Origin of the sequence: Pseudomonas sp. BW16M2 (genome assembly GCF_014268865.1) — a bacterium.
GTDB classification, from domain to species: Bacteria; Pseudomonadota; Gammaproteobacteria; order Pseudomonadales; family Pseudomonadaceae; genus Aquipseudomonas; species Aquipseudomonas peradeniyensis.
Genome location: NZ_JABWRI010000001.1, coordinates 191,164 through 214,685, shown reverse-complemented (window position 1 = coordinate 214,685; position 23,522 = coordinate 191,164). Strand labels below are relative to the sequence as shown.

Sequence of the window (23,522 nt, the reverse complement as noted above, 5' to 3'; positions counted from 1 at the left end):
CGGGTTCGCGCCGCGAACGGCGCTACAGCTCTGCCACCAGGGCTTCCACCTGCTCCTGTCGCTCGGCCTGGCTGACTCGCGCCCCGGTATTGAGCGTGGACCACTGCGGATGCGCACGGGCCTTGCGCAGTGCCTCGGGCAGCTTGCCCTCGCGCCAGCCCTTGTCGTCCGCGGGCGTCAGGCGAATGCTGTCCTGCGCCGCGTGTCCTCGTCCTTCCAGGGCTGTGATCAACTGCTGCTGACGCAGTGCCAGCAGGCGCAGCACGGCGTCATCCACCGTCAATTCACGCTGGCCCTTGAGCTTGCCCATCAGCCGCAAGCCGTAGTTGCGCGCGGTCTGCAAGGCGCCGCCGGCGATGGCGCCGGCGAGCGCGGCGGCGCCCAGGGTCAGGCCGCCCACCAGCAGGTCCACGCCCGCGCCCGCCGCGGCACCGGCCGCCACGCCACTGCCCAGGCGCACACCGAGCAGCTTCAGGGTCTCCGGGTTGAACAGGTCGTCGCCCCAGCGGCCGTCGAGCAGCGGCAGGTCACCGGCATTGGCGTCCTCGCGGCGGAACGCATACAGCTTGAGCAGCGCCTCGACACAGCGCTGTTCGCGCTGGCGCACATCCTGGCGTAGGGCTTCGATGGCCCGTGCCTCGGCGGCAGGCTCCGCCTCGACGCTGCGCCGGCAGGCGGCGCAATCGAGCAGCAGCTCGGCGATCAGGCGCTTGCCGCTGTGGCGGCGGGCCAGGCGCTGGGCCTGCTGGTCGTCGATCAGCCGTTGCAGCGCCGGGCGGGCATCTTCCAGCAGCAGCGCGAGGCTTTCGTAGAGGCGGCGCTCGCCGTCCTCGGGTGGAGCCACGCTGTCGAAACGCACCAGCGCATGCAGGCCCAGGCGCGCCAGGGCCTCGCGCCATTCCGGTTCGCGGTGCTGGCTGCTGGCGACGAAGTTGAGCACCGGCAGCAGCGGCTTGCCGCAACCGGCCAATACCTCCAGTTCGTCGCGGTACTTGGCCAGCACCGGTTCGCGGGCGTCGATCACATACAGGCCGGCGTTGCTCGCCAGCAGCTGACGCAGCACCTTGGCTTCCTGTTCGAAACGCTGGCGCGCCTCGCTGCCCTGGAGGAAGCGTTCCAGGCGGGCGGGGCCGTCCAGGCGCTCGCCCGGGCGTTCGAGGCGCTCCAGGTAGTCGAGCAGGGCGATGGCGTCTTCCAGGCCTGGGGTGTCGTACAGCTCCAGCAACGGTTCGCCGTCCACCGACAGGCGTGCGCCTTCCACGTGCCGGGTGGTGCTGGGGCGGTGCGAGACCTCGCCGAAGCCGACGTCGCGGGTGAGGGTGCGCAGCAGCGAGGTCTTGCCGACGTTGGTGTGGCCGACCACGGCCAGTTTCAGCGGCTCAGTCATGGCCATGCTCCAGCCAGGTCACGGGCGAAGTGTCGGCGTGGGCCAGGCCCAGGCGGTCGAGGGCTTCGTGCCAGTCGCCCAGGCGTGCCGCGTCCAGGGCCTGGCCCGGTTGCGCCTGCAGCAGCCAGATCCGGGTGGCGCCGGCATTGCGCGCCAGCTCGGCGAGCAACGCCAGGCTGCCGCGATCCGGCGAGCGGCGCGGGTCGCAGGCGATTGCCAGGCGCGCCGGGGGGAAGCGGCTCAGTTGCTCGAGCAGCTTGTTGCGTGACTCGCGGCTGTCGAGCACGCCGGCGTGGGTGACCGACCGGGGCAGGGCGGGAGGCCATGGGCGCTGGTCGTCCAGCTCCAGGCCGACCAGCAAGGCGCCGCTACTGCCGCTCTCCAACTGGCCGGCTTCGAAGCGCGGCAGGGTGTGGGGGGCGGGGTCCTGCACGCCGATGCGTTCGCTGCGCGGCATCAGCGCGTCGCGCAACTGGGCGTAGCCGGGCAGGTCGAGGTCCAGCGCCAGGCGCTCGCGGCCCTGGCGCCAGCGCCACAGGCACAGCGCGGCCAGTGCCAGGCGCGGCAGCAGGCCGTAGACCAGCAGCACCCCGAGCAGCCAGCTGGCCCAGACCTGGCGCGCCAGGTCGAGTGCCGGCAGGGTGTCGCCGCTGGCGCGGATCATCGCCTCGTCCGGCACGGCGAAACCGAGCAGCGAGGGCAGGGCGCCAAGGGCCTGGGTCAGGGTGATGAACGGTTCTGCGGCGAGCAGCGTGGTTTCCCAGACGAACCCGTAGCGCCGGGTCGCCAGCAGGGCCAGGAGCATGCCCAGCGCGGCGAGCATCGCCAGCAGCCACAAGCCATGTACCAGCAAGCCGAGCAACCAGCGGTTCAGGCGCTGGCGCTGCAGCAGCACCAGCAGCGCCGGGGCCAGTTGCGCGGCCTTGGCGTCGCGGGCCAGGCGCTCGCTCAGCCACAGCCACAGGCGGCCCAGCGCCGCGCCTTGCTCGCCGGCGAAAAAGAAGCCCACCGCCCAGCCGAAGAGCAGTATGAGGTTAAGCCCAAGCAAGCTGCCCAGGGCCCAGAATACGTTCACCGGGCGCTGCCCGTCGCCCAGGGCCGCCAGGCCCAGGCCGGCGCCGCTGAGCACGGCCAGGAGCATCAGCGCCAGCAATGCCAGGCGCGCGCCCTGCTTCCAGTGGCGCAGTGCCGTGTCCATGCCGTCGCGTTCGGCCAGCCACAGGGCGCGGGCCTCGATGCGCGTGGCCAGGTCGCCACCTTGCTGGCGGGCGCGACGGTTGGCTTCCTGGTCCTCAAGGGGCCCGGCGTGTTCCTCGCGCAGGCGTACCGCTTCGGTTAGCCAGCGCTTGTCGAGTGGAGTCGGTGCCGTCACAAGCTCTTCCATTGCACAGGTCAGGGCGCAAGCATAACCCACGTGCCCGATGCTATCCTCGCCGGCATGAACACATCACTCCCCCTCAGCCTGATCGCGGCGCTCGCCGAGAACCGTGTGATCGGCATCGACAACTCCATGCCCTGGCACCTGCCGGGGGATTTCAAGTACTTCAAGGCCACCACCCTGGGCAAGCCGATCATCATGGGCCGCAAGACCTGGGATTCGCTGGGCCGGCCGTTGCCGGGGCGGTTGAATATCGTCGTCAGCCGTCAGCCGGGCCTGCAACTGGCCGGGGCCGAGGTGTTCGCTTCGCTGGAAGAGGCACTGGTGCGCGCCGAGCAGTGGGCGCGGGAGCAGGGCGTCGGCGAGCTGATGCTGATCGGTGGCGCGCAGCTGTATGGGCAGGCGTTGGAGAAAGGGCTGGTGAAGCGCATGTACCTGACCCGGGTTGAGCTGTCGCCGGAGGGTGATGCCTGGTTCCCAGCGTTCGATCGCGGACAGTGGCAACTGAGCTCGAGTGAGCCGCAACCTGCCGAGGGGCAGGGGCCGGTTTATCACTTCGAAGTCTGGGACAAGGTCTGAAAACCTGGGGCTGCTGCGCAGCCCTTTGCGGGGCAAGCCCGCTCCTACAGGTTCTGTGGCGTGTTGCAGCGCGGTCGTTACAATTGCGAACAAATATCATCTTCTGCTAGCGTTCGCTCCTCTTGAGACTCAGAGCCAGGATGTGCCGTGTCTTCGTGGAACAAGCAGATCGCCCGGTTGTTCACCGAGCACAAGAAGGCCCTCGAGGCATTCGTCGCACGGCGCACCGGCAGCACCCAGGTAGCCGCTGACCTGACCCAGGAGTCCTTCCTGCGTCTGGCGCGACTGCCTGCCGACAAGCAGATCGACAACCTCCCGGCCTTCCTCTTCACGATTGCCAGCAACCTGGTGCGCGATCATCAGCGCCAGGCCATTCGCCGTGAGCGCCTGGATGGCGGCGAGCCCAGCGAGGAGCTGGCCAGCGAAGCCCCCGGCGCCGACGACCAGCTGGCCGCGCAGCAGGAGCAGGCGCTGATGCAGGCGGCGATCCAGTCGCTGCCCGAGGCGACCCGGCACATCTTCCTGCTCTATCATGTTGACGGTTGCACCTACCGCGAGATCGGCGAGCGCCTGCAGGTCACGCCGCGCAGCGTCGAGTACCAGCTGCGGCGGGCCTTGCTCGATTGCCGTGCCTTCATCCAGGCACGGCTGGCCGGTGACGCGAGGGAGCAACGTCCATGAGCCGTCACCCCGAGAATGCGACCGATCCCATGAGCGACCTGCCCGAAAGCGAGCGCCTGTTCGCCGAAGCCACGGCCTGGTATTACCGCCTGCATGCCGAGGACGTCACCCTGGCCGAACGCCAGGCGTTCGCCGTCTGGCGGGCGCAGGGGCGGTCCCATGCCAAGGCCTGGGAGGAAGTGCTCGATCTACTGGGCGCCTTGCAAGGCCCGGCCAGGCGTCTGCGCGAGCAGCAGCAGGCCGCTTGGCGCGCCCCCCGGCGGCGCATCTGGCCCAGGGTGGCGAGTGCTGCAGCGGCCGTGCTGTTGTTGGGTGTGCTGATCGGCCAGACGCCCTGGCTCGACCGCTGGCGCGCTGACTACGCCACCACCACGGGGGAAACGCGCAGCTTGCAGCTGGAGGATGGCTCGCGGATCCAACTCAACACCGACAGCGCCTTGCAGGTCGAGCTGGGCGCGGATGAGCGGCGTGTCCGGCTGCTGCGCGGCGAGGCCTGGTTCGAGGTGACTCGCGACCCGGCCCGGCCGTTTGTGGTGCGGGCCGGCGAGGGCTGGGTGCGGGTGGTCGGCACGCGGTTCAGCGTCGCCGAGGTGCATGGGCAGACCCGCGTGCAGCTGGCCCAGGGCAAGGTCGAGGTTCGTGCTGGCACCGGCCAGGGCGTGTTCCTCGAACCTGGACAGGCGGTGGAATACGCGGCCAGTGGGCCGGGTGCTGTGCATGGCTTCGAGCCTGGCCGTGCCTTCGCCTGGCGCGAGCGGCAACTGGTGTTCAGCCAGCAGCCTTTAGGCGAGGTGGTCGCCGAGCTCAACCGTTACTGGCCCGGACAGACCCTGGTGCTGGGCGATGGCCTGCGCCAGCGCAAGGTTTCCGGGGTGTTCGACATCGACAAGCCGGACGCCGTGCTCAAGGCGTTGACCCACACCCTGGGCGTGCGCGCCGACCAGTACACGGCCTACCTGCGCATCCTTCGTGAAGGCTGACTGAAAATATTTTCGGGGATTCCCGCTCGACCGACGTCCTTGATTTAGTAGGCGCAAATAATAAGCACTCTCAGACAGTGCCGCGCCAGTCGACGACTTGAACGATCTCGGGGAGCCCCACTGATGAAAACCACCGCCACTCGGGCCGCGCTCGGCCTGGCCATCGCGCTTGGCAGCGCCGCGCTGGCCGGTCCTGGACAAGCCCAGGCCGCCGTCCAGGCGCAGGTCTACCGTTTCGACATTCCGGCGCAGTCGCTGGACTCGGCCCTGGCGGCCTTCAGTGCGGTCACCCGGATCCAGGTACTGGTGCCGGGCGAGTTCACCCAGGGCCTGCGCTCGGCGGGTCTGAGCGGCAGTTATCCACAGGACCAGGCGCTGGCCCGCCTGCTCCAGGGCACCGGCCTGAGCGCCGCCTACATCGACGGTGACAGCGTCACCCTGGAGCGCCGGCGCGCCGCGGGCGACAGCGCGATGCAACTGGGCGCGGTGAAGATCGACAGCAGCCAGTTGGGCGCCACCACCGAAGGCACCAACTCTTACACCACCGGTTCGCTGACCATCGGCAAGGGTGAGCAGAAGCTCAAGGACATCCCGCAGTCGGTCTCGGTGATGACCCGCAAGCGCCTGGACGACCAGAACATGAACAGTCTGCAGGACGCCATGCGCCAGGTAACCGGCACCACGATCAAGAGCTACAACACCGGCTCCAACCTCAACGACGTGTACATGCGCGGCTTCCCGGTCGACATGGTGCAGGTCGATGGCGTCACCCAGCCCACCGGGCAGGGCGACATGGCCACGGCCTTCGACCTGGCCATGTACGACCGCGTCGAAGTGCTGCGCGGGCCGTCCGGCCTGTACCAGGGCGCGGGCGAGCCCGGCGGCACCATCAACCTGGTGCGCAAGCGGGCGCTGGGGCAGTTCGCCCTGTCCGGCGAGCTGTCGGCGGGCACCTATGACCGCTACCACTCCACGGTGGATGTCACCGGGCCGCTGAACAGCGACGGCAGCCTGCGCGGGCGCTTCGTCACCGCCTACGAGAACAACCAGGCCTTCGTCGACCATGCCCAGAACGAGCGCCCGATGATGTACGGGCGCCTGGAATACGACCTGTCGCCGGCCACCACCCTGACCCTGGGCGGCGCCTACCAGCGCAACAAGTCGGTGCCCGCGTTCGGCCTGCCGGCCTACGACAGCGGCAAGCTGCTCGACGTCAAGCGCTCGACGTTCGTCGACGCCAAGTGGAACGAACTGGACGAGCGGGTCTGGGAAAGCTTCTTCGAGGTCGACCATGCGCTGGACGACGGTGGCCAGTTCAAGACCTCGCTGACCTACCGCGACGCCGAGACGCCGACGCGCGACTTCACCTGGACCGACGGTTCGGTGAATCCCGAGACCGGCGCCAGTTCGGCGGTGGCCTACAACTACTACACCCATATCAAGACCCTGGGCCTGGACAGCTTCGTGACGCGGCCGTTCGAGGCGTTCGGGCGTACCCATGAGCTGACGGTGGGCGCCGACTATCAGCATGTGGACAAGGATTTTCGCTACGGTGGCCGGGAGTACTTCGATATCAACGTGTTCGACCCGGGCAGTATCAATATTCCCAGAATCGACTACGTGATGGACAACGGCAACGCGTCCAAGTCGAACCAGTACGGGCTGTATGCGCGCACCAAGGTCAGCGCCAACGACTGGCTGGACGTGATCCTCGGCAGCCGGGTGATCTGGTTCGACAGCGACGGCCACAACGCCAACCCGTTCTTCAACGAATTCTCCGACCCTCACAGCAGCGTGCGCCGCAAGGTGATCCCCTACGGTGCGCTGGTCGCCAAGCTCACTCCAGAGCTGTCGGCGTATGCCAGTTACACGACCGTTTACAAGCCACAGACGCAGATGGCTGGCGGCAACAGCACGGTGGAGCCGCGCGAGGGCAAGCAGTATGAATTGGGCCTGAAGCGGGAGTTCTTCGACGGTCGCCTGAACGGCAGCGTGTCGGTGTTTCGCATCTACGACGAGAACCGCGCCCAGCAGATCGGCCAGACGCCGTTCTACGAGGCCCAGGCCAAGGTGCGCAGCCAGGGTTGGGAAACCGAGCTGTCCGGCAACCTGACCGACAACTGGAGCGTCAGCACCGGCTACGCCTTCACGCGGCTGGAGTCGGGGCGTCAGGCCGATTACCAGGGCATCAGCATCACGCCCAAGCACAACTTCAACGTGTGGACGCGCTATGCGTTCGCCGATGGGCCGCTGGAAGGGTTCAGTGTCGGTGGCGGCGTGCGGGTGGTCAGTTCCACCTACTACACGCGCAATGGCGTGGACTTCGTCCAGGGCGGCTATAGCGTGGCCACGGCGCAGGTGGGGTATCGCTTCAACAAGCACCTGTCGGCGACGCTGACCGCCAACAACCTGTTCGACCGGGTGTACTACGAGCGTGTGGACAGTGCCTGGGGCTCGAACTTCTATGGCGAGCCGCGCAACTTCACGTTGTCGATGCGGGCGACGTACTGAGCCTGAATCGCCGGGGCTGCGCAGCAGCCCCAGCGATCTATCAGGAATGACTCAACTCAGCATGCTCATCCCCGCTCAGCACCTGCTGATCGGTCTGCTTGAGCAACTGGCTGGTAACCACCCCCGCCATCATCGAACCATTCACGTTCAGCGCCGTACGCCCCATGTCGATCAGCGGCTCCACCGAGATCAGCAAGGCCACCAGCTCCACTGGCAGGCCCATGGCCGGCAGCACGATCAGCGCGGCGAAGGTCGCGCCGCCACCCACGCCGGCCACACCGGCCGAACTCAGGGTGACGATGGCCACCAGGGTGGCGATCCACAGCGGGTCGAAAGTATCGATACCCACGGCCGGGGCAACCATCACCGCGAGCATCGCCGGGTACAGCCCGGCGCAGCCGTTCTGGCCGATGGTCGCGCCGAACGAGGCGCTGAAGCTGGCGATCGACTGCGGCACACCCAGGCGTTGCGTCTGCGCCTCGATGTTCAGCGGAATGCTGGCGGCGCTGGAGCGGCTGGTAAAGGCGAAGGTCAGCACCGGCCACACCTTGCGCAGGAAGCGCAGCGGGCTGACGCCGGTCAGCGCCAGGATCACCCCGTGGACCACGAACATCAGGCCCAGGCCGATGTACGACACCACCACGAAGCTGCCCAGCTTGAGGATATCCTCGAGGTTGGAGCTGGCCACCACCTTGGTCATCAAGGCCAGCACACCATAAGGGGTGAGTTTCATCACCAGGCGCACCAGGCGCATCACCCAGGCCTGCAGCACGTCGATGGCCGACAGGGCGCGCTCGCCCTTGTCCTTGTCGTCCTTGATCAGTTGCAGCGCGGCCAGGCCCAGGAACACGGCGAAGATCACCACGCTGATGATCGAGGTCGGCTTGGCTCGGGCCAGGTCGCCCACCGGGTTGGTCGGGATGAACGACAACAGCAGCTGCGGGATGTTGAGGTCGGCGACCTTGCCCGCGTAGTCGTTGTGGATGGCCTGCAGGCGGGCGCTTTCCTGGGCGCCGGCGACCAGCCCCTCGGCGTTCAGGCCGAACAGGTTGGTCAGGACGATGCCGATCAGCGCGGCGATGGCGGTGGTCAGCAGCAGGGCGCCAATGCTCAGCACGCTGATCCGGCCCAGGCTCGAGGCGTTGTGCAGGCGCGCCACGGCGCTGAGGATCGAGGCGAAGATCAGCGGCATGACGATCATCTGCAGCAGGCCGACATAGCCGTTGCCGACCAGGTCGAGCCAGCCGAGGGTGGCCTTGAGCACCGGGTGGCCGGCGCCATAGATCGTGTGCAGGACCAGGCCGAACACCACGCCCAGCACCAGGCCCAGCAGCACTTTCTTGGCCAGGCTCCAGTCGGTGCGGCGGGTTTGCGCCAGGCCCAGCAACAGGGCCAGGAACGCCAGCAGGTTGAGTGACAGCGGCAGGTTCATTGAAGCTCCAGGAAAAGGCGGAAGAGGCATCGCCTCTGTGAGCGATTACGAACGGAAATGCTAACAGCCTGAAAACAAACGAATTTATACCTAAAAGTAATTTGCATAGTCGTTTATGGAATAACGCCTGGTCGTTTTTGGCAATGAACATGGCGTTTGCGGTTGTCTCGGGGTCGCTCACGCATGCCTGTTTGTCACAATTCAGGTCTAGGGTTGAGCGGCCACGTCTTTTGGAGAACCGCACATGATGTCTGCTCCGAGAATCCTTGCCGGCGGCCTGGCCCTGTTGCTGAGCGCCAGCAGCTGGGCGGCCACCGAGCTCAAGCACTGGCCGGCCGCGGCCGCGCAGAAGCTCGATGCGATGATTGCCGCCAATGCCAACAAGGGTAATTACGCGGTATTCGACATGGACAACACCAGCTACCGCTTCGACCTCGAGGAAGCGCTGCTGCCGTTCATGGAAAACAAGGGCCTGCTGAGCCGTGACAAGCTCGACCCCTCGCTCAAGTTGATCCCGTTCAAGGACACCGCCGAGCACAAGGAGAGCCTGTTCAGCTACTACTACCGCCTGTGCGAGCTCGACGACATGGTCTGCTACCCCTGGGTGGCCCAGGTGTTCTCGGGCTTCACCCTCAAGGAGCTGAAGCAGCAGGTCGACGAGCTGATGGCCTCGGGCAAGCCGATCCCCAGTACGTATTTCGAGGGGGATCAGGTCAAGACCATCGAGGTGCAACCGCCGAAAGTGTTCACCGGCCAGGCCGAGCTGTACAACAAGCTGATGGAGAACGGCATCGAGGTCTACGTGATTTCCGCGGCCTCCGAAGAGCTGGTGCGCATGGTCGCCTCCGATCCCAAGTACGGTTACAACGTCAAACCGCAGAACGTGATCGGCGTGAGCCTGCTGCTCAAGGACCGCGCCAGTGGCCAGCTGACCACGGCGCGCAAGCAGATCACTGCCGGGCAGTACGATCCCAAGGCCAATGAAGGCCTGGAACTGACGCCTTACCTGTGGACCCCGGCCACCTGGATGGCTGGCAAGCAGGCGGCGATCCTGACTTATATCGATGAGTGGAAGAAACCGGTGCTGGTAGGCGGCGACACCCCGACCAGCGATGGCTACATGCAGTTCCATGGCGTGGATGTGGGCAAGGGCGGCATCCACCTGTGGATAAACCGCAAGGCCAAGTACATGGATCAGCTCAACGGCATGATCGCGAAGAACGCGGCGGCCCAGGCCAGGGAAGGGTTGCCGGTTACCGCGGACAAGAACTGGGTGATCGTGACCCCGGAGCAGATTCAGTAACAAGTCGTCATGGTCCTGTCGCGGGGCTTGCCCCGCGATAGCGACAGGCCAGGTCAGTCAGGATTAGGCACAATGTCCACGCCCACCCAGATCATCAGCGACACCTTCGCCCTCTACGAGCGCCACGGCAGTGCCGACTACATCGGTGAAGCCATCACCCAGATCGAGCATATGTCCCAGGCCGCCCAGCTGGCGATGGAGGAGGGCTACGACGACGAAGTGGTCCTTGCCGCCTTCTTCCACGACATCGGCCACCTGTGCGAGGGCGAGGACATGGGCGGCTATGGCATCGTCAGCCATGAACGTATCGGTGCCGAGTACCTGCGCCGCTGCGGCTTCAGCGAGCGCCTGGCGCGGCTGGTGCAGTATCACGTCGAGGCCAAGCGCTACCTGACCTTGCGCCAGCCCGGTTACTACGATCGCCTGAGCGAGGCCAGCCGGCGCACGCTGGCGTATCAGGGCGGGGTGATGAGCGACAGCGAAGCCGATGCGTTCGAGGCCGACCCTCTATTCCGGGTGAGTCTGCGCCTGCGCGAGTGGGACGAGATGGCGAAGCTGACCGGGGTGCCGGTGATGGACCTGGAGGTACTGAAGAAAAAGGCGCTGGCGGTACTTTGATCGATTCATTATCCCTCATCGCAAGATCCCGCATCACTTCTCCAAGTACTCATGCTGTGCCTCTTACCATACTTCCCTTCCTGGCAGCCCACTCGTCGCAATAGTGGGTATGGTGTTGATAAATGCCGCTTGGTGGTTATACTAACCACCAAGCGGCCGGCCCAAGGAATGGGTTCATGAACAGCCGTGAAATGATTTCAGTGATCGAAGCGGATGGTTGGTACCTGGTGCGTTCGAAAGGCAGCCACCATCACTTCAAGCATCCCGAAAAGGCAGGCCTGGTCACCATCCCGCACCCGAAGAAAGACCTGCTGCCGGCCACTGCGGCCAGCATCCTGCGCCAGGCGCGGATCGGCTATGCCAGCTGACGAGGAGACCCATCACCATGTTGTTCCCCATTGCGATTCTCCCCGGTGACGATCAACACGCCTGGGGTGTGGAAGTCCCTGACATCCCGGGCTGTTTCTCGGCCGGCGAAGACCTCGACAACGCCATCGCGATGGCCCGCGAAGCCATCGAAGGCCACCTCGAACTGCTGGCCCAGGACCAGCAGGAGATCCCCAAGGCCAGCCTGGTCAGCGTACACGCGGCCAATCCGTCCTATGCCGGCTGTACCTGGGCGCTGATCGATATCGACATCACCCGTTACCTGGGCAAGGCCGAGAAACTTAACATCACGCTACCGGCGTACCTGCTCACCCGCATCGACTCGTACGTGCAGAACCACCCGGAGCACAAGAGTCGCTCGGGTTTCCTGGCCGAGGCGGCGCTGAGGATTTTGCAGGGGGATTGCAAGTGATCAGCGGCTTGCATCCAAGGGCAGTCGCACACTGTCGGTACTCCAGCAGCAGCTCGCTGCCAGGATTGGCCGCGATAATCTAGGTGATGCTCAGCCCCAACCCGAACTGGTCGGACTATGTGATCTGCAACGCCTTGGCCAAGTACCCATTGACCGGCGACACCTGTGACAGCTTCAACTGGCGATCAAGTGACTACATGTGTCAGGCCAGGGGATAGATGAGGCAGTAACGGACAAGCGCCTGCTCGATGCTTTGCTTCTGCCTCACGACCAGCTCCACGGCCACCACTCGCCCGTCCTCGACGATCTCGTAGAACACACGGTAACCCGCAAGATTCAGTTCCCGGTAGTGCGCCACGCCCAGCTCGCTGGCCTGAGGACTGATGGGATAGGCGGCGGGGGCCATCGAGAGCTTGTGCTCAATGGCATCGATCAGGTTGGTGATCGTGTCAAGTGCTGCTGCGGCGCCGTTGTAGACCGCCAGATGATGAACCTGGTCCTCAAGGCTTTGTGACGCGGAGTCGGTGAAACGAATACTTGGCTTGGCCATGCGTTATCGCTTAGTCCTCGGCGAACTTCCTGGCAAGACGCGCCTTGAGATCGCCCGCAGAGCTGTGTTTGCCTTGAGCGTACTCGCGTGAGCCCATGGCCAGAAGCTTGACCAGGGCGATGGCTTCGTCGCGACGCTTGCGATCTGCATAGGATTCAATCACATACGCGGGTGTGCCATTCTGGGTGACCACCATGGGCTCTTCCAGGTCGAGGTCTGCGGCATGGCGCTTCAGGTAGCTGATAGTTTCGACTCTCATCTGAGTGTCCTCGAGTGCAGTGGGATGCATCGTAGTCCAAATTCAGACTGAATCAAGACCGTAGGTCTGGCAAGCAGCGTCAGCCAGTATTCAATGGGCGATCCACATGGCTGTCGACTGGCCTGTCGAGGTGATCATCCAGTTGGTTCCAATCCTCCCCGAACAACTCCACCGGATGCATGGTCCGGTCCGCGCCGTTGCCGCATGCCAGCGCCTTGGCCGGGCAGTACAGGTCGCAGCCCCAGCAGATCCGCTCGGGATGGCTGGGGTTGTTGGGAAATCGCTTGGCCATGTCTCCCTCCATGAAGTGAATGCCTGCGCTCAGGCTATGCCGCGCATGGCCAAGGGGCTTGATCGGAGTCAATGCCGCTAGCTGATCGGCCCGGGCGCCTGAACCTGTTTCATCAGGTCGTCGTTCCACTGGCCCTCGACCTGTACATGCGCGGCGGCGCCGAGCATCACCGCTTCGATCAGGTTGTGGTTGAGGTAGGTGTACAACCCGGGCTGGCGGAAGGTGTACAGCGCCGCGCCCGCCGCGCCGCCGGGGATGAACCAGGTTTCCAGGTTGCGTTGCGGCGGGTTGGCGAACTTGCCCGAGGCCCAGACATAGTCGCCGTGGCCGCCGATCAGGTGCGGGCGCGTGTCGCGGTTGGCCTGGGAGTGAACGATCAGCACGGTCTCGCCGACCTTGGCGGTGAGCGCCTGCTTGCCGGTCAGGGCGCCGACGCTGCCGTTGAACACCACATGGCTGGGCACCAACCCCTTCATCAGCTGGCTCATGTCGCCGAAGCTGGCCATGGGGTTGGCGTAGCGCTTGTACTTGCCGTCCTTGTCGCGGGGGATGTAGTAGTCCTGCTCGCCGATGTACCAGACCTTGTCGTAGTGCAACGGCCGGCCCTCGGGGTCCTTCAGGCCGTCGCGGGGCAGGACCATGATCGCGCCGTTCATGCCGCACACCACATGCCAGGGAATCATCGCCCCACCCGGCGCGCAGTGATACACGAACACCCCGGCACGGTCGGCCTTGAAGCGTAATATCACTTGCTCGCCGGGCTTCACGTGGGTCAGCTCGCCGCCGCCGAGGGCGCCGGTGGATGCGTGGAAGTCGATGTTGTGCATCATGCTGTTGCTGGACGGGTTGACCAGGGTGAGCTCCACGTAGTCGCCCTCGTGCACCACCATCAGCGGGCCAGGAACCGAGCCGTTGAAAGTCATGGCGTGGATGTAGGCGCCGGCGGTGTCGATGGCCAGCTCCTTCTCTTCGATGACCATGCGGAACTCGACGATCCGCGGCTTGCCCTCGGCACGCTGGGTGTGAGGGTGGACTTGAGGCGGCGCCACCAGCTCGACGCTGACGCGCTGCAGTTTTGCCAGGTCAACCGCCGGGTCCTGGCCCGGCACTGCGGTCGTGGCCTTTGCCAGGCCACTGCCCAGCGCCGAGGCGCCGACGCCCAGCATCACGGAACCGGCCAGCATGCCACGCCGGGTCAGGGACACGCCTTGTTGCTCGTTCATGGGACTTCTCCTTAAGTCGACGAAAGCCGTCGGGCACAGGAATAGCCGCTTTGAATGTAGGGTTTATTGAGGGAGAACAAGAAGTGGAGAGGGTGGGCAATGTGTCGCAGGGGCTGAAACGAAAAAGCCCCGACGTTCGTCGAGGCTTTTGAGGATGGTGCCGGCACCAGGAATCGAACCCGGGACCTACTGATTACAAGTCAGTTGCTCTACCATCTGAGCTATACCGGCACAGGGGCGTCATTATAGCGATGGATTTGCCGCTGTAAACCACTTCGTTGCATCCATCGCACATTCCCCTAAGTCACCGCGCACAAAGGAGAATTTTCCTACCAGCCGCGGTGGATCGAGTTGACGCTCGGCTCGGGCTGGCCCGGGTTGAAGAACAGCTTGCCGTTGTCGCAGCCGCGCTTGCGGCAGGTGCCGTCGGCGTTGTGCAGGGGCAGGCCGCGGTCGCCGCCCAGTTGCATGCCGGGCATGTTCCAGTTCAGCGGGGCGGGCTTGCTCGAGGGCGTGCCGCTGGCGCAGCCGGTCATGGCCAGGGCGAGGGTCAGCAGGGCGAAGGGTTTGGCGTGTTTCACGATGTTCGAGTCCGTTCCGGGATCAGTCTTTGTTCAGGATGCGCTGGATGGTGCCGCCGCAGGCCATGTAGCAGGAATCGTAGTCATTGCCGCAACTGTAGCTGCTCCCCGTGTAGGAGGGGTAGCTCGGGTAGTAGCAACTGTGACGCGCTTCCTTCTTGCTCTTGCCGTTCTGGCAGTACTGGTAGGCCCTCATCTCGGCCTGGTGCAACGCACGTTCGCTGTTCTCCTGCAGGCGCGCCATCTGCTGGCAGTGGTTGCGCTGCGTCGAACAGCTGTTGATGCAATTCATGCCATGCGCGCTGGGCGGTGGCGAGTATCTATAGGTGTAGCTCGGGCCGCAGCCGGCCAGGGCCAAGGCCAGGCAGGCCAGCACGAGGGCGGCCAAACTGTTGTGGAAAAGTGCCATGGGTGTTGCAGTCCTTGATCATTCGTCGCTGAACTCCAGCAGATCGCCGGGCTGGCAGTTCAGGGCGCGACACAGCTTCTCCAGGGTCTCGATCTTGAAACCCTTGATCTTGCCGTTCTTCAGCAGCGACAGGTTCGCTTCCGTGATACCGATGATTTCCGCCAGGTCCTTGGAACGCATCTTGTTCCGGGCCATGACGACGTCGAGGCGGATGATTATCGGCATAGGAAGCAGTCAGACATAACAGTTGTGTTCATCGCTGATGGTCTTGGCGTCACGCATGAGCAGCGAGAAGGCACACAGCAGGATGCCTTTCATGATCTCGTAGACAGCCTGCGATGATACACCGATCGAGAAGCTGAAGCTCCTTTCGCCGGCCGGCAGGTCGATGGCCAGGGCCAGGCCTTGCAAGGTGTAGGTCACCGGCCACAGCAACGGGGTGAAGATGCACAGCAGGCCGACCCACCACAGCAGCTTGATATTATCCGAGGTCCAGGTCTGGCCACGGGACAGCCGGTGGAAGAACAGGCCGGTCAGGCAGAGGGCGATGACGGAAATCATCGTCGGGATCATGTCCACGGCCAGTACCAGGCCGATGGCCAGGGGAGATGCCATGTAGCCGGGTTCCAGCAGCAGGGGCATCTGGTCGCCATAGGCCTGCAGGTAGCCGTTGAGCATTTCAGGGAAGTCGAAGATGCAGAGCAACGGGATGGCCGCCAACTCGACGATCGCGGTCGTCCAGGCCAGGTAGGCGGCAAATGTGCCGATGGTGCGTAGGCGCGAACGCGCATAGGCCACGGATCTACTGTTCATGGGGTGCCTCCGTACAGTGATGAACGGGGCGGATTATTCTTGAATAATTATCGTAAAACAATAATTAATTTTGTGTTTTGGACTGTGGCGACGCTTTGTCGCAGGAGGAGGGAGTAGGCATGGCACCGGCCTTGCCGGTGATCGCGGGGCCAGCCCGCTCCCACGCTGAGGATACCTGCCTACGCTTTAGGGCAGTCGTAGGGTCATCTCCATAGGAACGAGTGTGGGGAATATAATTTACGAAGCTTTCAGCAGGCTTTAAGGGGATAAATCTGGAGACGCGCAATTTTTCGCGAGAAATATTTAGTCTCAGCCTATCGTTTTGACTTAATCGATCAGCTCAGCTAATCTTGTGTTCATTATGTTGAACAGTAAAGCTTTCAAGCTCCTCTCTTCCTCCCGCCTGGTTTCCCGTGAGCGTCACTGGACCGGCGACCTCTAGCGCCACCCTCCCTTTACAGCCGTAAACGTCTCTGTCTGGTGCCGATGCCTGTGCGCTCGGCTGCTGTCGCCCATGGGAGGGCATCATGCGTTCCTGGATCTACCTGATCGTCGCCATCACCTTCGAGGTGATCGGCACGGCGTCGATGAAACTCGCCGCCACCCATTTCCCCGTGCTGGGGCATGCCGTCATGTACGTCATGATCTGTCTGTCGTATTTCTTCCTGGCCCTGGCGGTCAAGCGCGTGCCGGTGGGTGTCGCCTACGCGCTGTGGGAAGGGTTCGGTATCGTGCTGATCACCTTGATCAGCGTGCTCTGGCTCGGCGAAAGCCTGGGCTGGACCAAGGCCCTGGGCCTGGCGGTGATGATCGCCGGCATCCTGCTGGTCAAGGCCGGCACCCGGGCCAAGGCTGTCGAACGTGAAGGGGAGGCCGTGCCATGCTGATTCCATTTGCCTGGCTGGGCCTGGCCATCGTGCTGGAAGTTCTGGCCAACCTGCTGCTTAAGTATTCCGACGGTTTCCGCCGCAAGGGCCTGGGCGTGGCCTCGATCCTGTGTGTGCTGGCGGCGTTCACTGCGCTGGCCCAGGCGGTCAAGGACATCGACCTGTCGCTGGCCTACGCGATCTGGGGTGGCTTTGGGATTCTCGCCACCGTGGCCATGGGCTGGGCCCTGTTCGGTCAGCGACTGGCCGGGCGCGGCTGGCTCGGTCTGGTGCTGCTGCTGGTAGGCATGAGCTTGCTCAAACTGGCTTGACAAGACCCCTGCCAAAGCGCTTGGCCGAATGGTTTATGCACAATGGGCATTGATCGCTTGCGCGAAAGGCATGCCGGCCGGCGCTACCATCGGTCTTTGCGCAAAGGCTTGTATTTACTGGCGTTGACGCCAGCCGTGGAATAAGCAAAGCAGCGCAAATAGCCTCTGGATCCAAGATTTGGTGATTTTCATCACAAGCTTGTTCACAGAGTTATCCACAGGCTGTCAACCGCGCTGCGGCGCTGTGTCACGCTCGCCCAGCAGCAGCAGATTGCGCGGCGTCAGCGGGTAATCGCAGAACACGCCGACCCGAACCGCATACCCCTGCTCCTGAAGGAACAGGGCACGGTCGAGCACTAGCCACATTTCCAGGGGGCGGCGGAAGAGATTGCGTACCCGCTCGAGGTTGCGTACCTCGGCCAGGCGTCGCTGGCCGGCGGCTTCCAGGGCGGCCCAGTCGGGGTTGCCGTTGATCGTGACCTGCTTGAGTTCGGCCAAGTCGCGGCAGTACTGCTCGAAGGGCTTTGCCAGCCAGCTGACCGGCAGCGATGGCGTGGGCAGGTAGTCGTCGATGCCACGTTGCTGGCGCTGCAAGAGGTCGAAGCCCAGGCGGCGGGCCATTGAGGTGTCGCGCTGGCGGCGGGTGCGCAGGCTGGAGGTGACCGCCTCGCTCAACGGCAGGCCCAGGTCTTCCTGGGTCAACGCCAGCGCCGAGGCCCGGGCGGCGCTGGAGAGCGGCTGATAGGCCTTGCCCTGGATGCGGTTGTAGCAGCAGGGCGCAACGGCGATCTGCCGGCAACCCTGCTGGCTTGCCAGCTGCATGAGCCGAACATGCAGGTCGCCGCAGGCGTGCAGGGCGACCGCGCTCTTGTCGGCGTCCAGGTGGCGGGCGCTGTCGGCGGCCATGACGTCCTGGTGCACGTGGGTGGCGGGCAGGTGGTGATGCTCGCTCAGGGCCTTGCCGGCGCTGACCAGTTCAGCGTCGTACTCCAGGCAGGTCAGTTGCTGGTCGGTCTGCAACAGGCGACGGCCCAGGTGGCCTTTGCCGGAACACCAGTCGAGCCAGTGCCGGGCGGGTTGGCTGAACGCCAGGCGACGGCTGAAGGCCTCGATCTGCTGCCACTTGCGGCCGGGCACACCGACATCGAGGCGGTGGCCGGCGGGATGCAGGCCGGCGTCGGGCAGCTCGCCGACGGCGGACAGCTGCGCGGCTTCGGCGGCCAGTTGTGGGAAGGGGGCTGGGGCCTCAGGTGTATCGTCGGGGGATTCGGCTTGCTCGAGAGTGCGTTGGCGCAGCCAATGGGACAGTGCCGAGTGCTCGTCTTCCCACGCCAGGTGCAGGTGGGTGAACGGGCGTGGGTGCCACAGGGGCTGGTGCTGTGTGAGGAAGCGGTCGAGGGCCTGGAAGCGCTCGAAGAGCTGGTCGGTTTGCAGGATGGGGGATGTGGTCATTCGAGCACCGGGGCGCTAGCGAGAGGGGCTGCTGTGCAGCCCATCGCGGCACAAGGCCGCTCCTACAGAGAGGGGGCCGCGTGCGGCCCCGGGGTCAACGTCCCTGGCAGGCATCCACGCGCAGCCAGCGCTCCAGCACCTTGAAGCCCTGCACCAGCACGAACGAGATCACCAGGTAGAACACCCCGGCGGCAAAGAAGATCTCCACCGGCAGGTAGGTCCGGGCAATGATGGTCCGCGCCATGCCGGTCAGCTCCAGCAGCGTCACGGTGCTGGCCAGGGCGCTGGCCTTGAGCATCAGGATCACTTCGTTGCTGTAGGCCGGCAGGCCGATGCGCGTGGCGCGCGGCAGCATGATGTAGAACAGCGTCTTGCCCCGCGACATGCCCAGTGCCCGGGCTGCCTCGATCTCGCCCTTGGGGATCGCCTGCAGGGCGCCGCGCAGGATCTCGGCGATATAGGCGGCAGTGTGCAGGGTCATGGTCAGCACCGTGCACCAGAACGGATCGCGCAGGTACGGCCACAGCGAACTGTTGCGCACCACTTCGAACTGGGCCAGGCCGTAGTAGACCAGGAACAGCTGCACCAGCAGCGGCGTGCCGCGGAAGAAGAAGATGTAGCCGTAGGGCAGGGCGCGCACGTACCAGTGCCGCGAAGAGCGCGCCACCCCCAGCGGAATGGCCAGGATCAGGCCGGCGATGACGGCGATGGCCACCAGCTCCAGGGTCAGGGTCGCGCCCTGGGCCAGGCGTGGCAGCCACTTGATGATGACTTCCCAGTTCATTTACTCGGCCCTCACGAAGCCGCGAGCGGCGCGCTTTTCCAGGAAGTGCATGCCGATCATCGCGATGATGGTCAGGCCCAGGTAGATGCAGGCGGCAACCGCGTAGAAGGTGAACGGCTCCTTGGTCACGGTCACGCCGATCTGCGCGTGGCGCATGATTTCTTCAAGGCCGATCACCGACACCAGCGCGGTGTCCTTCATCAGGATCATGAACAGGTTGCCCAGGCCCGGCAGGGCGATGCGCCACATCTGCGGGAGGATGATCCGCGAGAGGATGCGGCCCTTGGACAGGCCCAGCGCCAGGCCCGCTTCACGGTGCCCCTTGGGAATGGCCAGGATCGCGCCGCGGAACACTTCCGTGGCATAGGCGCCGAAGCACAGGCCGAGGGCGATGACGCCAGCCGCGAAGGCGCTGAGCTCAAGGCCCGGTATGTTCAGGGCGGCGCCAAGGCTGTTCATCAGCCCGACGGTGCCGAAGTAGATGAGCAGCACCCAAAGCAATTCAGGTACGCCGCGCACCAACGTGGAATAGGTGCCGCCAAGCCATTGCAGCGGCTTGACCGACGAAGTCTTGGCCAAGGCGCCGAGCAGGCCCAGGGCCAGCCCCAGCAGCAAGGCGCAGAGCGCCAGTTTTACGGTCATCAGGGTACCGGCCATCATGGCCGGGCCGAATCCGTGCAGGTCGATAGTCATGGGTAAGTTTGTTCAAGGGACAGGCACCGCCATGGCGGCGATGCCTGTCGGGGCGAATCAATAGATGCTGAACGGGAAGTACTTGTCGTTGATCTTCTTGTAGGTGCCGTCGGCGACGATTTCCTTCAGCGCGGCATTGAGCTTGTTACGCAGTTCGTTGTCGCCCTTGCGTACGGCGATGCCGACCTTGTCGCTTTCGTTGACCGGATCGCCCTTGAACTCGTAGTTCTTGCCGGCTTCGGATTTCAGCCAGTCGTAGTTGGCGTACTTGTCGGCGAGGATGGCGTCGACACGGCCGGAGGTCAGGTCCAGGTAGGCGTTTTCCTGGCCGTCGTAGAGGTTGACCTTGAACTCGCCGTCCATGCCGCCGTTGTCATCCAGCCAGGTTGCGGCCTGGGTGGCGCGCTGGGTACCGATGGTCTTGCCCTTGAGCGAGGCGCGGTCGGTCTTGAAGTCGACGTTCTTCGGCGCGATGAACTGCTGCTTGTTCGAGTAGTAGGGATCGGTGAAGTCGACGGCTTGCTTGCGCTCGTCGGTGATCGACAACGACGAGACGATGAAGTCGAACTTCTTGGCGTTCAACGCCGGGATGATGCCGTCCCAGTCGGAAGTGACCACTTCGCACTCGACCTTCATCTTGGCGCACAGGGCGTCGCCGATGTCCTTGTCGAAGCCGACGACCTGGCCGCTGGCATCCTTGTTGTTGAACGGTGGGTAGGCGGCTTCGATACCCATGCGCAGTTTCTCGGCGGCCATGGCGTTGGCCGACATCACCAGCGTGGCAGCAGCTGCCAGGAGGAACTTCTTATAGGTCTGCATGTAGTGCTCCGTTAGCGGTGGCTGGACATGAATTGCTTGCAACGCGCCGAGGTCGGGTTCTCGAAGACCTGCTGCGGCGATCCCTGCTCTTCGACCAGGCCCTGGTGCAGGAAGACCACTTCACTGGACACCTGGCGGGCAAAGTTCATCTCGTGCGTCACCAGCAGCATGGTACGGCCTTCTTCGGCCAATGCGCGGATGACGTTAAGCACTTCCTGGACCATTTCCGGATCGAGCGCCGAGGTCGGCTCGTCGAACAGGATGACCTTGGGCTTCATGGCCAGGGTACGGGCGATGGCGGCGCGCTGTTGCTGGCCACCGGAAAGCTGTGCGGGGTAGCTGTGGCGCTTGTCGAAGATGCCGACCTTGTTCAGCAGCGCCTCGGCGTGCTCGGTGGCCTCGGCCTTGCTCTGGCCGAGCACGCGGCGCGGCGCCTCGATGATGTTGTCGAGGATCGACATGTGCGGCCACAGGTTGAAATTCTGGAAGACAAAGCCGATCTCGCTGCGCAGGCGGTTGATCTGGCGGTTGTCGGCGGCGATCAGGTCGCCGTTCTTCTGCGCCTTGAGCTTGAGGGTCTCGCCGGCGACGATGATTTCGCCCTGGTGCGGGTTCTCCAGCAGGTTGATGCAGCGCAGCAGGGTGGACTTGCCAGAGCCGGACGAGCCGAGGATGGAGATCACGTCACCGTCGCGCGCGGTCAGCGAAATGCCCTTGAGAATTTCCTGCTCGCCATAGCGTTTGTGCAGGTTGCGGATTTCCAGCGCGGGCGTGGCCTGGGCCATGTGCGGTCCTCATGTGTTCGGGTGCGTTCCCAGCTGTTGGCGGCCTTCCTGGCGAGCGCCACGCTAGCATAGCGGCGCAACGGCGGCCAACCGGGTCGCGGGGAGCTCGGGTCGCTGGTGGGACAGTTTGTCGCATCGCTGCAGTGGACTGTCGCCAGGATATCCGCAATGGCGTTTTGCCCAGCACCGGAGCTTTGATGAAAAAAGGCGCGATGGTGCCAGCTTTGTTCCGGTCTGGGAAGCCGTTTTTGGCTGGGTGGCACTGTGTCGCGGGTTATGCGAGTGCGCGGTTGCGCCTTGAGGTTGCGCTTTGCCCTGCCCTGAATGTGTGCCCAGGTGTTACCGAGGGGCACCTTTGGTGCGTTTGTAAGTGGGTATTTCAGTAATCCCAACTTGGCATGGGGATTTGACGACCTTTCGGTCAAAGCTTGGCACAATGCCCTGCAAGCCGCGTCGTTATTGGTTACAGAAACATTTCAGACGAAAGCCATTCTCAGCTGGCCCGCTTATTGCCATCCCGAAACTACTGAATGCAGCGACGCCCACTCACACCCCGGCGCGCTGGCCAGTCATTCGTGTAGTCCACCTCCTTACAAAGGTAGTTTTATGAGCGGTAACAATTCCAATGACCTCGCTCAGGGGCTCAAGCAACGGCATGTGACCATGCTGTCGATTGCCGGCGTGATCGGCGCCGGCCTGTTCGTCGGCTCCGGTCATGCCATCGCTGCCGCCGGCCCTGCCGTGCTGCTGGCCTACGCCGCTGCCGGTACCCTGGTGGTGCTGGTGATGCGCATGCTCGGCGAAATGGCGGTTGCCTCGCCTGACACCGGTTCCTTCTCCACCTACGCCGACCGCGCCATCGGGCGCTGGGCCGGTTTCACCATCGGCTGGCTGTACTGGTGGTTCTGGGTCCTGGTGATCCCGCTGGAGGCCAACGCCGCCGCCGCCATCCTGCATGCCTGGTTCCCGTCGGTGGACCTGTGGGCGTTCTCCCTGATCATCACCCTGGCGCTGACCGTCACCAACCTGTTCAGCGTGAAGAACTACGGTGAGTTCGAGTTCTGGTTCGCCCTGCTCAAGGTGCTGGCGATCATCGGCTTCATCGTCGTCGGTTGCGCGGCCATGTTCGGCATGGTGCCGAGCAGCCAGGTCAGCGGCATCAGCCACCTGTTCGATACCCAGGGCTTCATGCCCAACGGCCTGGGCGCGGTGCTGGCCGCGATGCTGACCACCATGTTCTCGTTCATGGGTACCGAGATCGTCACCATCGCAGCCGCCGAGTCGAAAGACCCGGGCAAGCAGATCAGCAAGGCCACCAACTCGGTGATCTGGCGTATCTGCCTGTTCTACCTGGTGTCGATTTTCTTGGTCGTGGCCATGGTGCCGTGGAACGATCCGGCCCTGGCCGAGAAAGGCTCCTACCAGACCGTCCTCAGCCTGATCGGCGTGCCGAATGCCAAGCTGATCGTCGACATCGTCGTGCTGATTGCCGTGACCAGCTGCCTGAACTCGGCGCTGTACACCTCCTCGCGCATGCTGTTCTCCCTGAGCAAGCGTGGCGACGCCCCGGCCATCGCCCAGCGCACCACCAAGGCGGGCACCCCGCACTGGGCCGTGCTGCTGTCCACCGCCGCCGCCTTCCTGTGCGTGTTCGCCAACTTCCTGGCCCCGGCCGCGGTGTTCGAGTTCCTGCTGGCCAGCTCCGGCGCCATCGCCCTGCTGGTGTACCTGGTGATCGCCGTGTCGCAACTGCGCATGCGTGCCCAGCGTGAGGCCAAGGGCGAGAAGATCTCGTTCAAGATGTGGATGTTCCCGGGCCTGACCTGGGCGACCATCGCCTTCATCATCGCCATCCTGGTGGTGATGGCCCTGCGTGAAGACCACCGTGCCGAGATCATCGCCACGGCGATCCTGAGCATTGGTGTGGTGGCGGCAGGCCTGTTGCTGCATCGCAAGCGCGGCGCTGCTGCGCGGGTGGCGCTGGATAGCTGATCCG

Annotated in this window: 27 protein-coding genes and 1 tRNA gene; 11 read left to right on the top strand and 17 right to left on the bottom strand. The window is 64.3% G+C overall.

Translation table 11 applies throughout. From position 1 onward, the window contains the following. Positions 1 to 22: 22 nt before the first annotated feature. A complete protein-coding gene (locus tag HU735_RS00930; RefSeq protein ID WP_186712068.1) occupies positions 23 to 1,387 on the bottom strand; it encodes a GTPase/DUF3482 domain-containing protein in 1,365 nt (454 codons plus the stop codon). Then, positions 1,380 to 2,771, bottom strand: coding sequence for a DUF2868 domain-containing protein (locus HU735_RS00925; protein WP_186712067.1), 1,392 nt, complete (start codon positions 2,769 to 2,771; stop codon positions 1,380 to 1,382). Before HU735_RS00925 ends, HU735_RS00930 begins: the two co-directional genes overlap by 8 nt. A gap of 54 nt (positions 2,772 to 2,825) precedes the next feature. On the opposite strand from HU735_RS00925, the gene HU735_RS00920 reads away from it, so the two are divergent. The 4 genes from HU735_RS00920 to HU735_RS00905 all read left to right on the top strand — a co-directional run bounded on the left by HU735_RS00920 (position 2,826) and on the right by HU735_RS00905 (position 7,516). Continuing rightward, positions 2,826 to 3,344, top strand: coding sequence for a dihydrofolate reductase (locus tag HU735_RS00920; RefSeq protein WP_186712066.1), 519 nt, complete (start codon positions 2,826 to 2,828; stop codon positions 3,342 to 3,344). Between the two features lie 147 nt (positions 3,345 to 3,491). Continuing rightward, a complete protein-coding gene (locus HU735_RS00915) occupies positions 3,492 to 4,025 on the top strand; it encodes a sigma-70 family RNA polymerase sigma factor (RefSeq protein ID WP_186712065.1) in 534 nt (177 codons plus the stop codon). After that, a complete protein-coding gene (locus HU735_RS00910) occupies positions 4,022 to 5,005 on the top strand; it encodes a FecR family protein (protein WP_238349727.1) in 984 nt (327 codons plus the stop codon). Before HU735_RS00915 ends, HU735_RS00910 begins: the two co-directional genes overlap by 4 nt. A gap of 123 nt (positions 5,006 to 5,128) precedes the next feature. Then, the gene (locus HU735_RS00905) at positions 5,129 to 7,516 is read left to right on the top strand and encodes a TonB-dependent receptor (protein WP_186712064.1); all 2,388 of its coding nucleotides are present in this window, start codon (positions 5,129 to 5,131) and stop codon (positions 7,514 to 7,516) included. A 40-nt stretch (positions 7,517 to 7,556) separates the two neighbouring features. On the opposite strand, the gene HU735_RS00900 is transcribed toward HU735_RS00905, so the two are convergent. Further along, positions 7,557 to 8,948, bottom strand: coding sequence for an L-cystine transporter (locus HU735_RS00900; RefSeq protein ID WP_186712063.1), 1,392 nt, complete (start codon positions 8,946 to 8,948; stop codon positions 7,557 to 7,559). Positions 8,949 to 9,192: 244 nt separating this feature from the next. Between HU735_RS00900 and HU735_RS00895 the strand changes: the two genes are divergently transcribed. The 4 genes from HU735_RS00895 (at position 9,193) to HU735_RS00880 (ending at position 11,668) form a co-directional block, all read left to right on the top strand. Continuing rightward, positions 9,193 to 10,251: a haloacid dehalogenase-like hydrolase gene (locus HU735_RS00895; protein WP_186712062.1), complete on the top strand. Its 1,059-nt coding sequence runs from the start codon at positions 9,193 to 9,195 to the stop codon at positions 10,249 to 10,251. 72 nt (positions 10,252 to 10,323) lie between these two features. Then, the gene (locus tag HU735_RS00890; RefSeq protein WP_186712061.1) at positions 10,324 to 10,869 is read left to right on the top strand and encodes a phosphonate degradation HD-domain oxygenase; all 546 of its coding nucleotides are present in this window, start codon (positions 10,324 to 10,326) and stop codon (positions 10,867 to 10,869) included. Between the two features lie 176 nt (positions 10,870 to 11,045). Beyond that, on the top strand, positions 11,046 to 11,237 hold the full coding sequence (locus HU735_RS00885; protein WP_186712060.1) for a type II toxin-antitoxin system HicA family toxin: 192 nt from the start codon (positions 11,046 to 11,048) through the stop codon (positions 11,235 to 11,237). 17 nt (positions 11,238 to 11,254) lie between these two features. Continuing rightward, entirely contained in the window at positions 11,255 to 11,668 is a 414-nt protein-coding gene (locus HU735_RS00880) for a type II toxin-antitoxin system HicB family antitoxin (protein WP_050703389.1), read from the top strand. 202 nt (positions 11,669 to 11,870) lie between these two features. On the opposite strand, the gene HU735_RS00875 is transcribed toward HU735_RS00880, so the two are convergent. The 9 genes from HU735_RS00875 to HU735_RS00835 all read right to left on the bottom strand — a co-directional run bounded on the left by HU735_RS00875 (position 11,871) and on the right by HU735_RS00835 (position 15,795). Beyond that, on the bottom strand, positions 11,871 to 12,218 hold the full coding sequence (locus HU735_RS00875; RefSeq protein ID WP_186712059.1) for a type II toxin-antitoxin system RelE/ParE family toxin: 348 nt from the start codon (positions 12,216 to 12,218) through the stop codon (positions 11,871 to 11,873). 10 nt (positions 12,219 to 12,228) lie between these two features. Beyond that, positions 12,229 to 12,477 (bottom strand): type II toxin-antitoxin system Phd/YefM family antitoxin, encoded by a 249-nt coding sequence (locus HU735_RS00870; protein ID WP_186712058.1) that lies wholly within the window; start codon positions 12,475 to 12,477, stop codon positions 12,229 to 12,231. 79 nt (positions 12,478 to 12,556) lie between these two features. After that, the gene (locus HU735_RS00865) at positions 12,557 to 12,769 is read right to left on the bottom strand and encodes a DUF3079 domain-containing protein (RefSeq protein ID WP_186712057.1); all 213 of its coding nucleotides are present in this window, start codon (positions 12,767 to 12,769) and stop codon (positions 12,557 to 12,559) included. A gap of 77 nt (positions 12,770 to 12,846) precedes the next feature. Further along, positions 12,847 to 13,992 (bottom strand): copper-containing nitrite reductase, encoded by a 1,146-nt coding sequence (nirK, locus tag HU735_RS00860; protein WP_186712056.1) that lies wholly within the window; start codon positions 13,990 to 13,992, stop codon positions 12,847 to 12,849. A 155-nt stretch (positions 13,993 to 14,147) separates the two neighbouring features. Next, positions 14,148 to 14,223 (bottom strand) — tRNA-Thr (locus tag HU735_RS00855). A 98-nt stretch (positions 14,224 to 14,321) separates the two neighbouring features. Next, entirely contained in the window at positions 14,322 to 14,573 is a 252-nt protein-coding gene (locus HU735_RS00850) for a hypothetical protein (RefSeq protein ID WP_186712055.1), read from the bottom strand. Positions 14,574 to 14,595: 22 nt separating this feature from the next. Continuing rightward, positions 14,596 to 14,982 carry a hypothetical protein gene (locus HU735_RS00845; protein WP_050703393.1) on the bottom strand — a complete coding sequence of 129 codons (387 nt, stop codon included), beginning with the start codon at positions 14,980 to 14,982 and terminating at the stop codon, positions 14,596 to 14,598. An 18-nt stretch (positions 14,983 to 15,000) separates the two neighbouring features. Next, on the bottom strand, positions 15,001 to 15,207 hold the full coding sequence (locus tag HU735_RS00840; RefSeq protein ID WP_023629980.1) for a helix-turn-helix transcriptional regulator: 207 nt from the start codon (positions 15,205 to 15,207) through the stop codon (positions 15,001 to 15,003). 9 nt (positions 15,208 to 15,216) lie between these two features. Then, positions 15,217 to 15,795, bottom strand: coding sequence for a hypothetical protein (locus HU735_RS00835; RefSeq protein WP_186712054.1), 579 nt, complete (start codon positions 15,793 to 15,795; stop codon positions 15,217 to 15,219). A gap of 527 nt (positions 15,796 to 16,322) precedes the next feature. Here HU735_RS00835 and HU735_RS00830 point away from each other — a divergent pair. Both HU735_RS00830 and mdtI read left to right on the top strand, forming a co-directional pair. Next, entirely contained in the window at positions 16,323 to 16,682 is a 360-nt protein-coding gene (locus HU735_RS00830; RefSeq protein WP_028688477.1) for a multidrug/spermidine efflux SMR transporter subunit MdtJ, read from the top strand. Then, positions 16,676 to 16,993 (top strand): multidrug/spermidine efflux SMR transporter subunit MdtI, encoded by a 318-nt coding sequence (gene mdtI, locus HU735_RS00825; protein WP_186712053.1) that lies wholly within the window; start codon positions 16,676 to 16,678, stop codon positions 16,991 to 16,993. The genes HU735_RS00830 and mdtI overlap by 7 nt, the downstream gene beginning before the upstream one ends. A gap of 225 nt (positions 16,994 to 17,218) precedes the next feature. On the opposite strand, the gene HU735_RS00820 is transcribed toward mdtI, so the two are convergent. The 5 genes from HU735_RS00820 to HU735_RS00800 form a co-directional block, all read right to left on the bottom strand. After that, entirely contained in the window at positions 17,219 to 18,445 is a 1,227-nt protein-coding gene (locus HU735_RS00820; protein WP_186712052.1) for a methyltransferase, read from the bottom strand. Between the two features lie 94 nt (positions 18,446 to 18,539). Continuing rightward, a complete protein-coding gene (locus tag HU735_RS00815) occupies positions 18,540 to 19,229 on the bottom strand; it encodes an ABC transporter permease (protein ID WP_028688474.1) in 690 nt (229 codons plus the stop codon). Further along, on the bottom strand, positions 19,230 to 19,922 hold the full coding sequence (locus HU735_RS00810; RefSeq protein ID WP_186712051.1) for an ABC transporter permease: 693 nt from the start codon (positions 19,920 to 19,922) through the stop codon (positions 19,230 to 19,232). It lies immediately after the preceding gene. A gap of 57 nt (positions 19,923 to 19,979) precedes the next feature. Beyond that, positions 19,980 to 20,741 carry an ABC transporter substrate-binding protein gene (locus HU735_RS00805; RefSeq protein ID WP_186712050.1) on the bottom strand — a complete coding sequence of 254 codons (762 nt, stop codon included), beginning with the start codon at positions 20,739 to 20,741 and terminating at the stop codon, positions 19,980 to 19,982. 11 nt (positions 20,742 to 20,752) lie between these two features. After that, the gene (locus HU735_RS00800; RefSeq protein WP_050703399.1) at positions 20,753 to 21,526 is read right to left on the bottom strand and encodes an ABC transporter ATP-binding protein; all 774 of its coding nucleotides are present in this window, start codon (positions 21,524 to 21,526) and stop codon (positions 20,753 to 20,755) included. Between the two features lie 606 nt (positions 21,527 to 22,132). On the opposite strand from HU735_RS00800, the gene gabP reads away from it, so the two are divergent. After that, complete coding sequence (gabP, locus tag HU735_RS00795; protein ID WP_186712049.1) at positions 22,133 to 23,518, top strand: GABA permease; 1,386 nt, start codon at positions 22,133 to 22,135, stop codon at positions 23,516 to 23,518. Positions 23,519 to 23,522: the final 4 nt, after the last annotated feature.

Excerpts from the sequence above, each read along its gene's own strand:
- HU735_RS00930 (WP_186712068.1), bottom strand. The coding sequence starts at position 1,387 with ATGACTGAGCCGCTGAAACTGGCCGTGGTCGGCCACACCAACGTCGGC.
- HU735_RS00925 (WP_186712067.1), bottom strand. The coding sequence starts at position 2,771 with ATGGAAGAGCTTGTGACGGCACCGACTCCACTCGACAAGCGCTGGCTA.
- HU735_RS00920 (WP_186712066.1), top strand. The coding sequence starts at position 2,826 with ATGAACACATCACTCCCCCTCAGCCTGATCGCGGCGCTCGCCGAGAAC.
- HU735_RS00910 (WP_238349727.1), top strand. The coding sequence starts at position 4,022 with ATGAGCCGTCACCCCGAGAATGCGACCGATCCCATGAGCGACCTGCCC.
- HU735_RS00905 (WP_186712064.1), top strand. The coding sequence starts at position 5,129 with ATGAAAACCACCGCCACTCGGGCCGCGCTCGGCCTGGCCATCGCGCTT.
- HU735_RS00900 (WP_186712063.1), bottom strand. The coding sequence starts at position 8,948 with ATGAACCTGCCGCTGTCACTCAACCTGCTGGCGTTCCTGGCCCTGTTG.
- HU735_RS00895 (WP_186712062.1), top strand. The coding sequence starts at position 9,193 with ATGATGTCTGCTCCGAGAATCCTTGCCGGCGGCCTGGCCCTGTTGCTG.
- HU735_RS00890 (WP_186712061.1), top strand. The coding sequence starts at position 10,324 with ATGTCCACGCCCACCCAGATCATCAGCGACACCTTCGCCCTCTACGAG.
- HU735_RS00885 (WP_186712060.1), top strand. The coding sequence starts at position 11,046 with ATGAACAGCCGTGAAATGATTTCAGTGATCGAAGCGGATGGTTGGTAC.
- HU735_RS00880 (WP_050703389.1), top strand. The coding sequence starts at position 11,255 with ATGTTGTTCCCCATTGCGATTCTCCCCGGTGACGATCAACACGCCTGG.
- HU735_RS00875 (WP_186712059.1), bottom strand. The coding sequence starts at position 12,218 with ATGGCCAAGCCAAGTATTCGTTTCACCGACTCCGCGTCACAAAGCCTT.
- HU735_RS00870 (WP_186712058.1), bottom strand. The coding sequence starts at position 12,477 with ATGAGAGTCGAAACTATCAGCTACCTGAAGCGCCATGCCGCAGACCTC.
- HU735_RS00865 (WP_186712057.1), bottom strand. The coding sequence starts at position 12,769 with ATGGCCAAGCGATTTCCCAACAACCCCAGCCATCCCGAGCGGATCTGC.
- nirK (WP_186712056.1), bottom strand. The coding sequence starts at position 13,992 with ATGAACGAGCAACAAGGCGTGTCCCTGACCCGGCGTGGCATGCTGGCC.
- HU735_RS00845 (WP_050703393.1), bottom strand. The coding sequence starts at position 14,982 with ATGGCACTTTTCCACAACAGTTTGGCCGCCCTCGTGCTGGCCTGCCTG.
- HU735_RS00840 (WP_023629980.1), bottom strand. The coding sequence starts at position 15,207 with ATGCCGATAATCATCCGCCTCGACGTCGTCATGGCCCGGAACAAGATG.
- HU735_RS00835 (WP_186712054.1), bottom strand. The coding sequence starts at position 15,795 with ATGAACAGTAGATCCGTGGCCTATGCGCGTTCGCGCCTACGCACCATC.
- HU735_RS00830 (WP_028688477.1), top strand. The coding sequence starts at position 16,323 with ATGCGTTCCTGGATCTACCTGATCGTCGCCATCACCTTCGAGGTGATC.
- mdtI (WP_186712053.1), top strand. The coding sequence starts at position 16,676 with ATGCTGATTCCATTTGCCTGGCTGGGCCTGGCCATCGTGCTGGAAGTT.
- HU735_RS00820 (WP_186712052.1), bottom strand. The coding sequence starts at position 18,445 with ATGACCACATCCCCCATCCTGCAAACCGACCAGCTCTTCGAGCGCTTC.
- HU735_RS00815 (WP_028688474.1), bottom strand. The coding sequence starts at position 19,229 with ATGAACTGGGAAGTCATCATCAAGTGGCTGCCACGCCTGGCCCAGGGC.
- HU735_RS00810 (WP_186712051.1), bottom strand. The coding sequence starts at position 19,922 with ATGACTATCGACCTGCACGGATTCGGCCCGGCCATGATGGCCGGTACC.
- HU735_RS00805 (WP_186712050.1), bottom strand. The coding sequence starts at position 20,741 with ATGCAGACCTATAAGAAGTTCCTCCTGGCAGCTGCTGCCACGCTGGTG.
- HU735_RS00800 (WP_050703399.1), bottom strand. The coding sequence starts at position 21,526 with ATGGCCCAGGCCACGCCCGCGCTGGAAATCCGCAACCTGCACAAACGC.
- gabP (WP_186712049.1), top strand. The coding sequence starts at position 22,133 with ATGAGCGGTAACAATTCCAATGACCTCGCTCAGGGGCTCAAGCAACGG.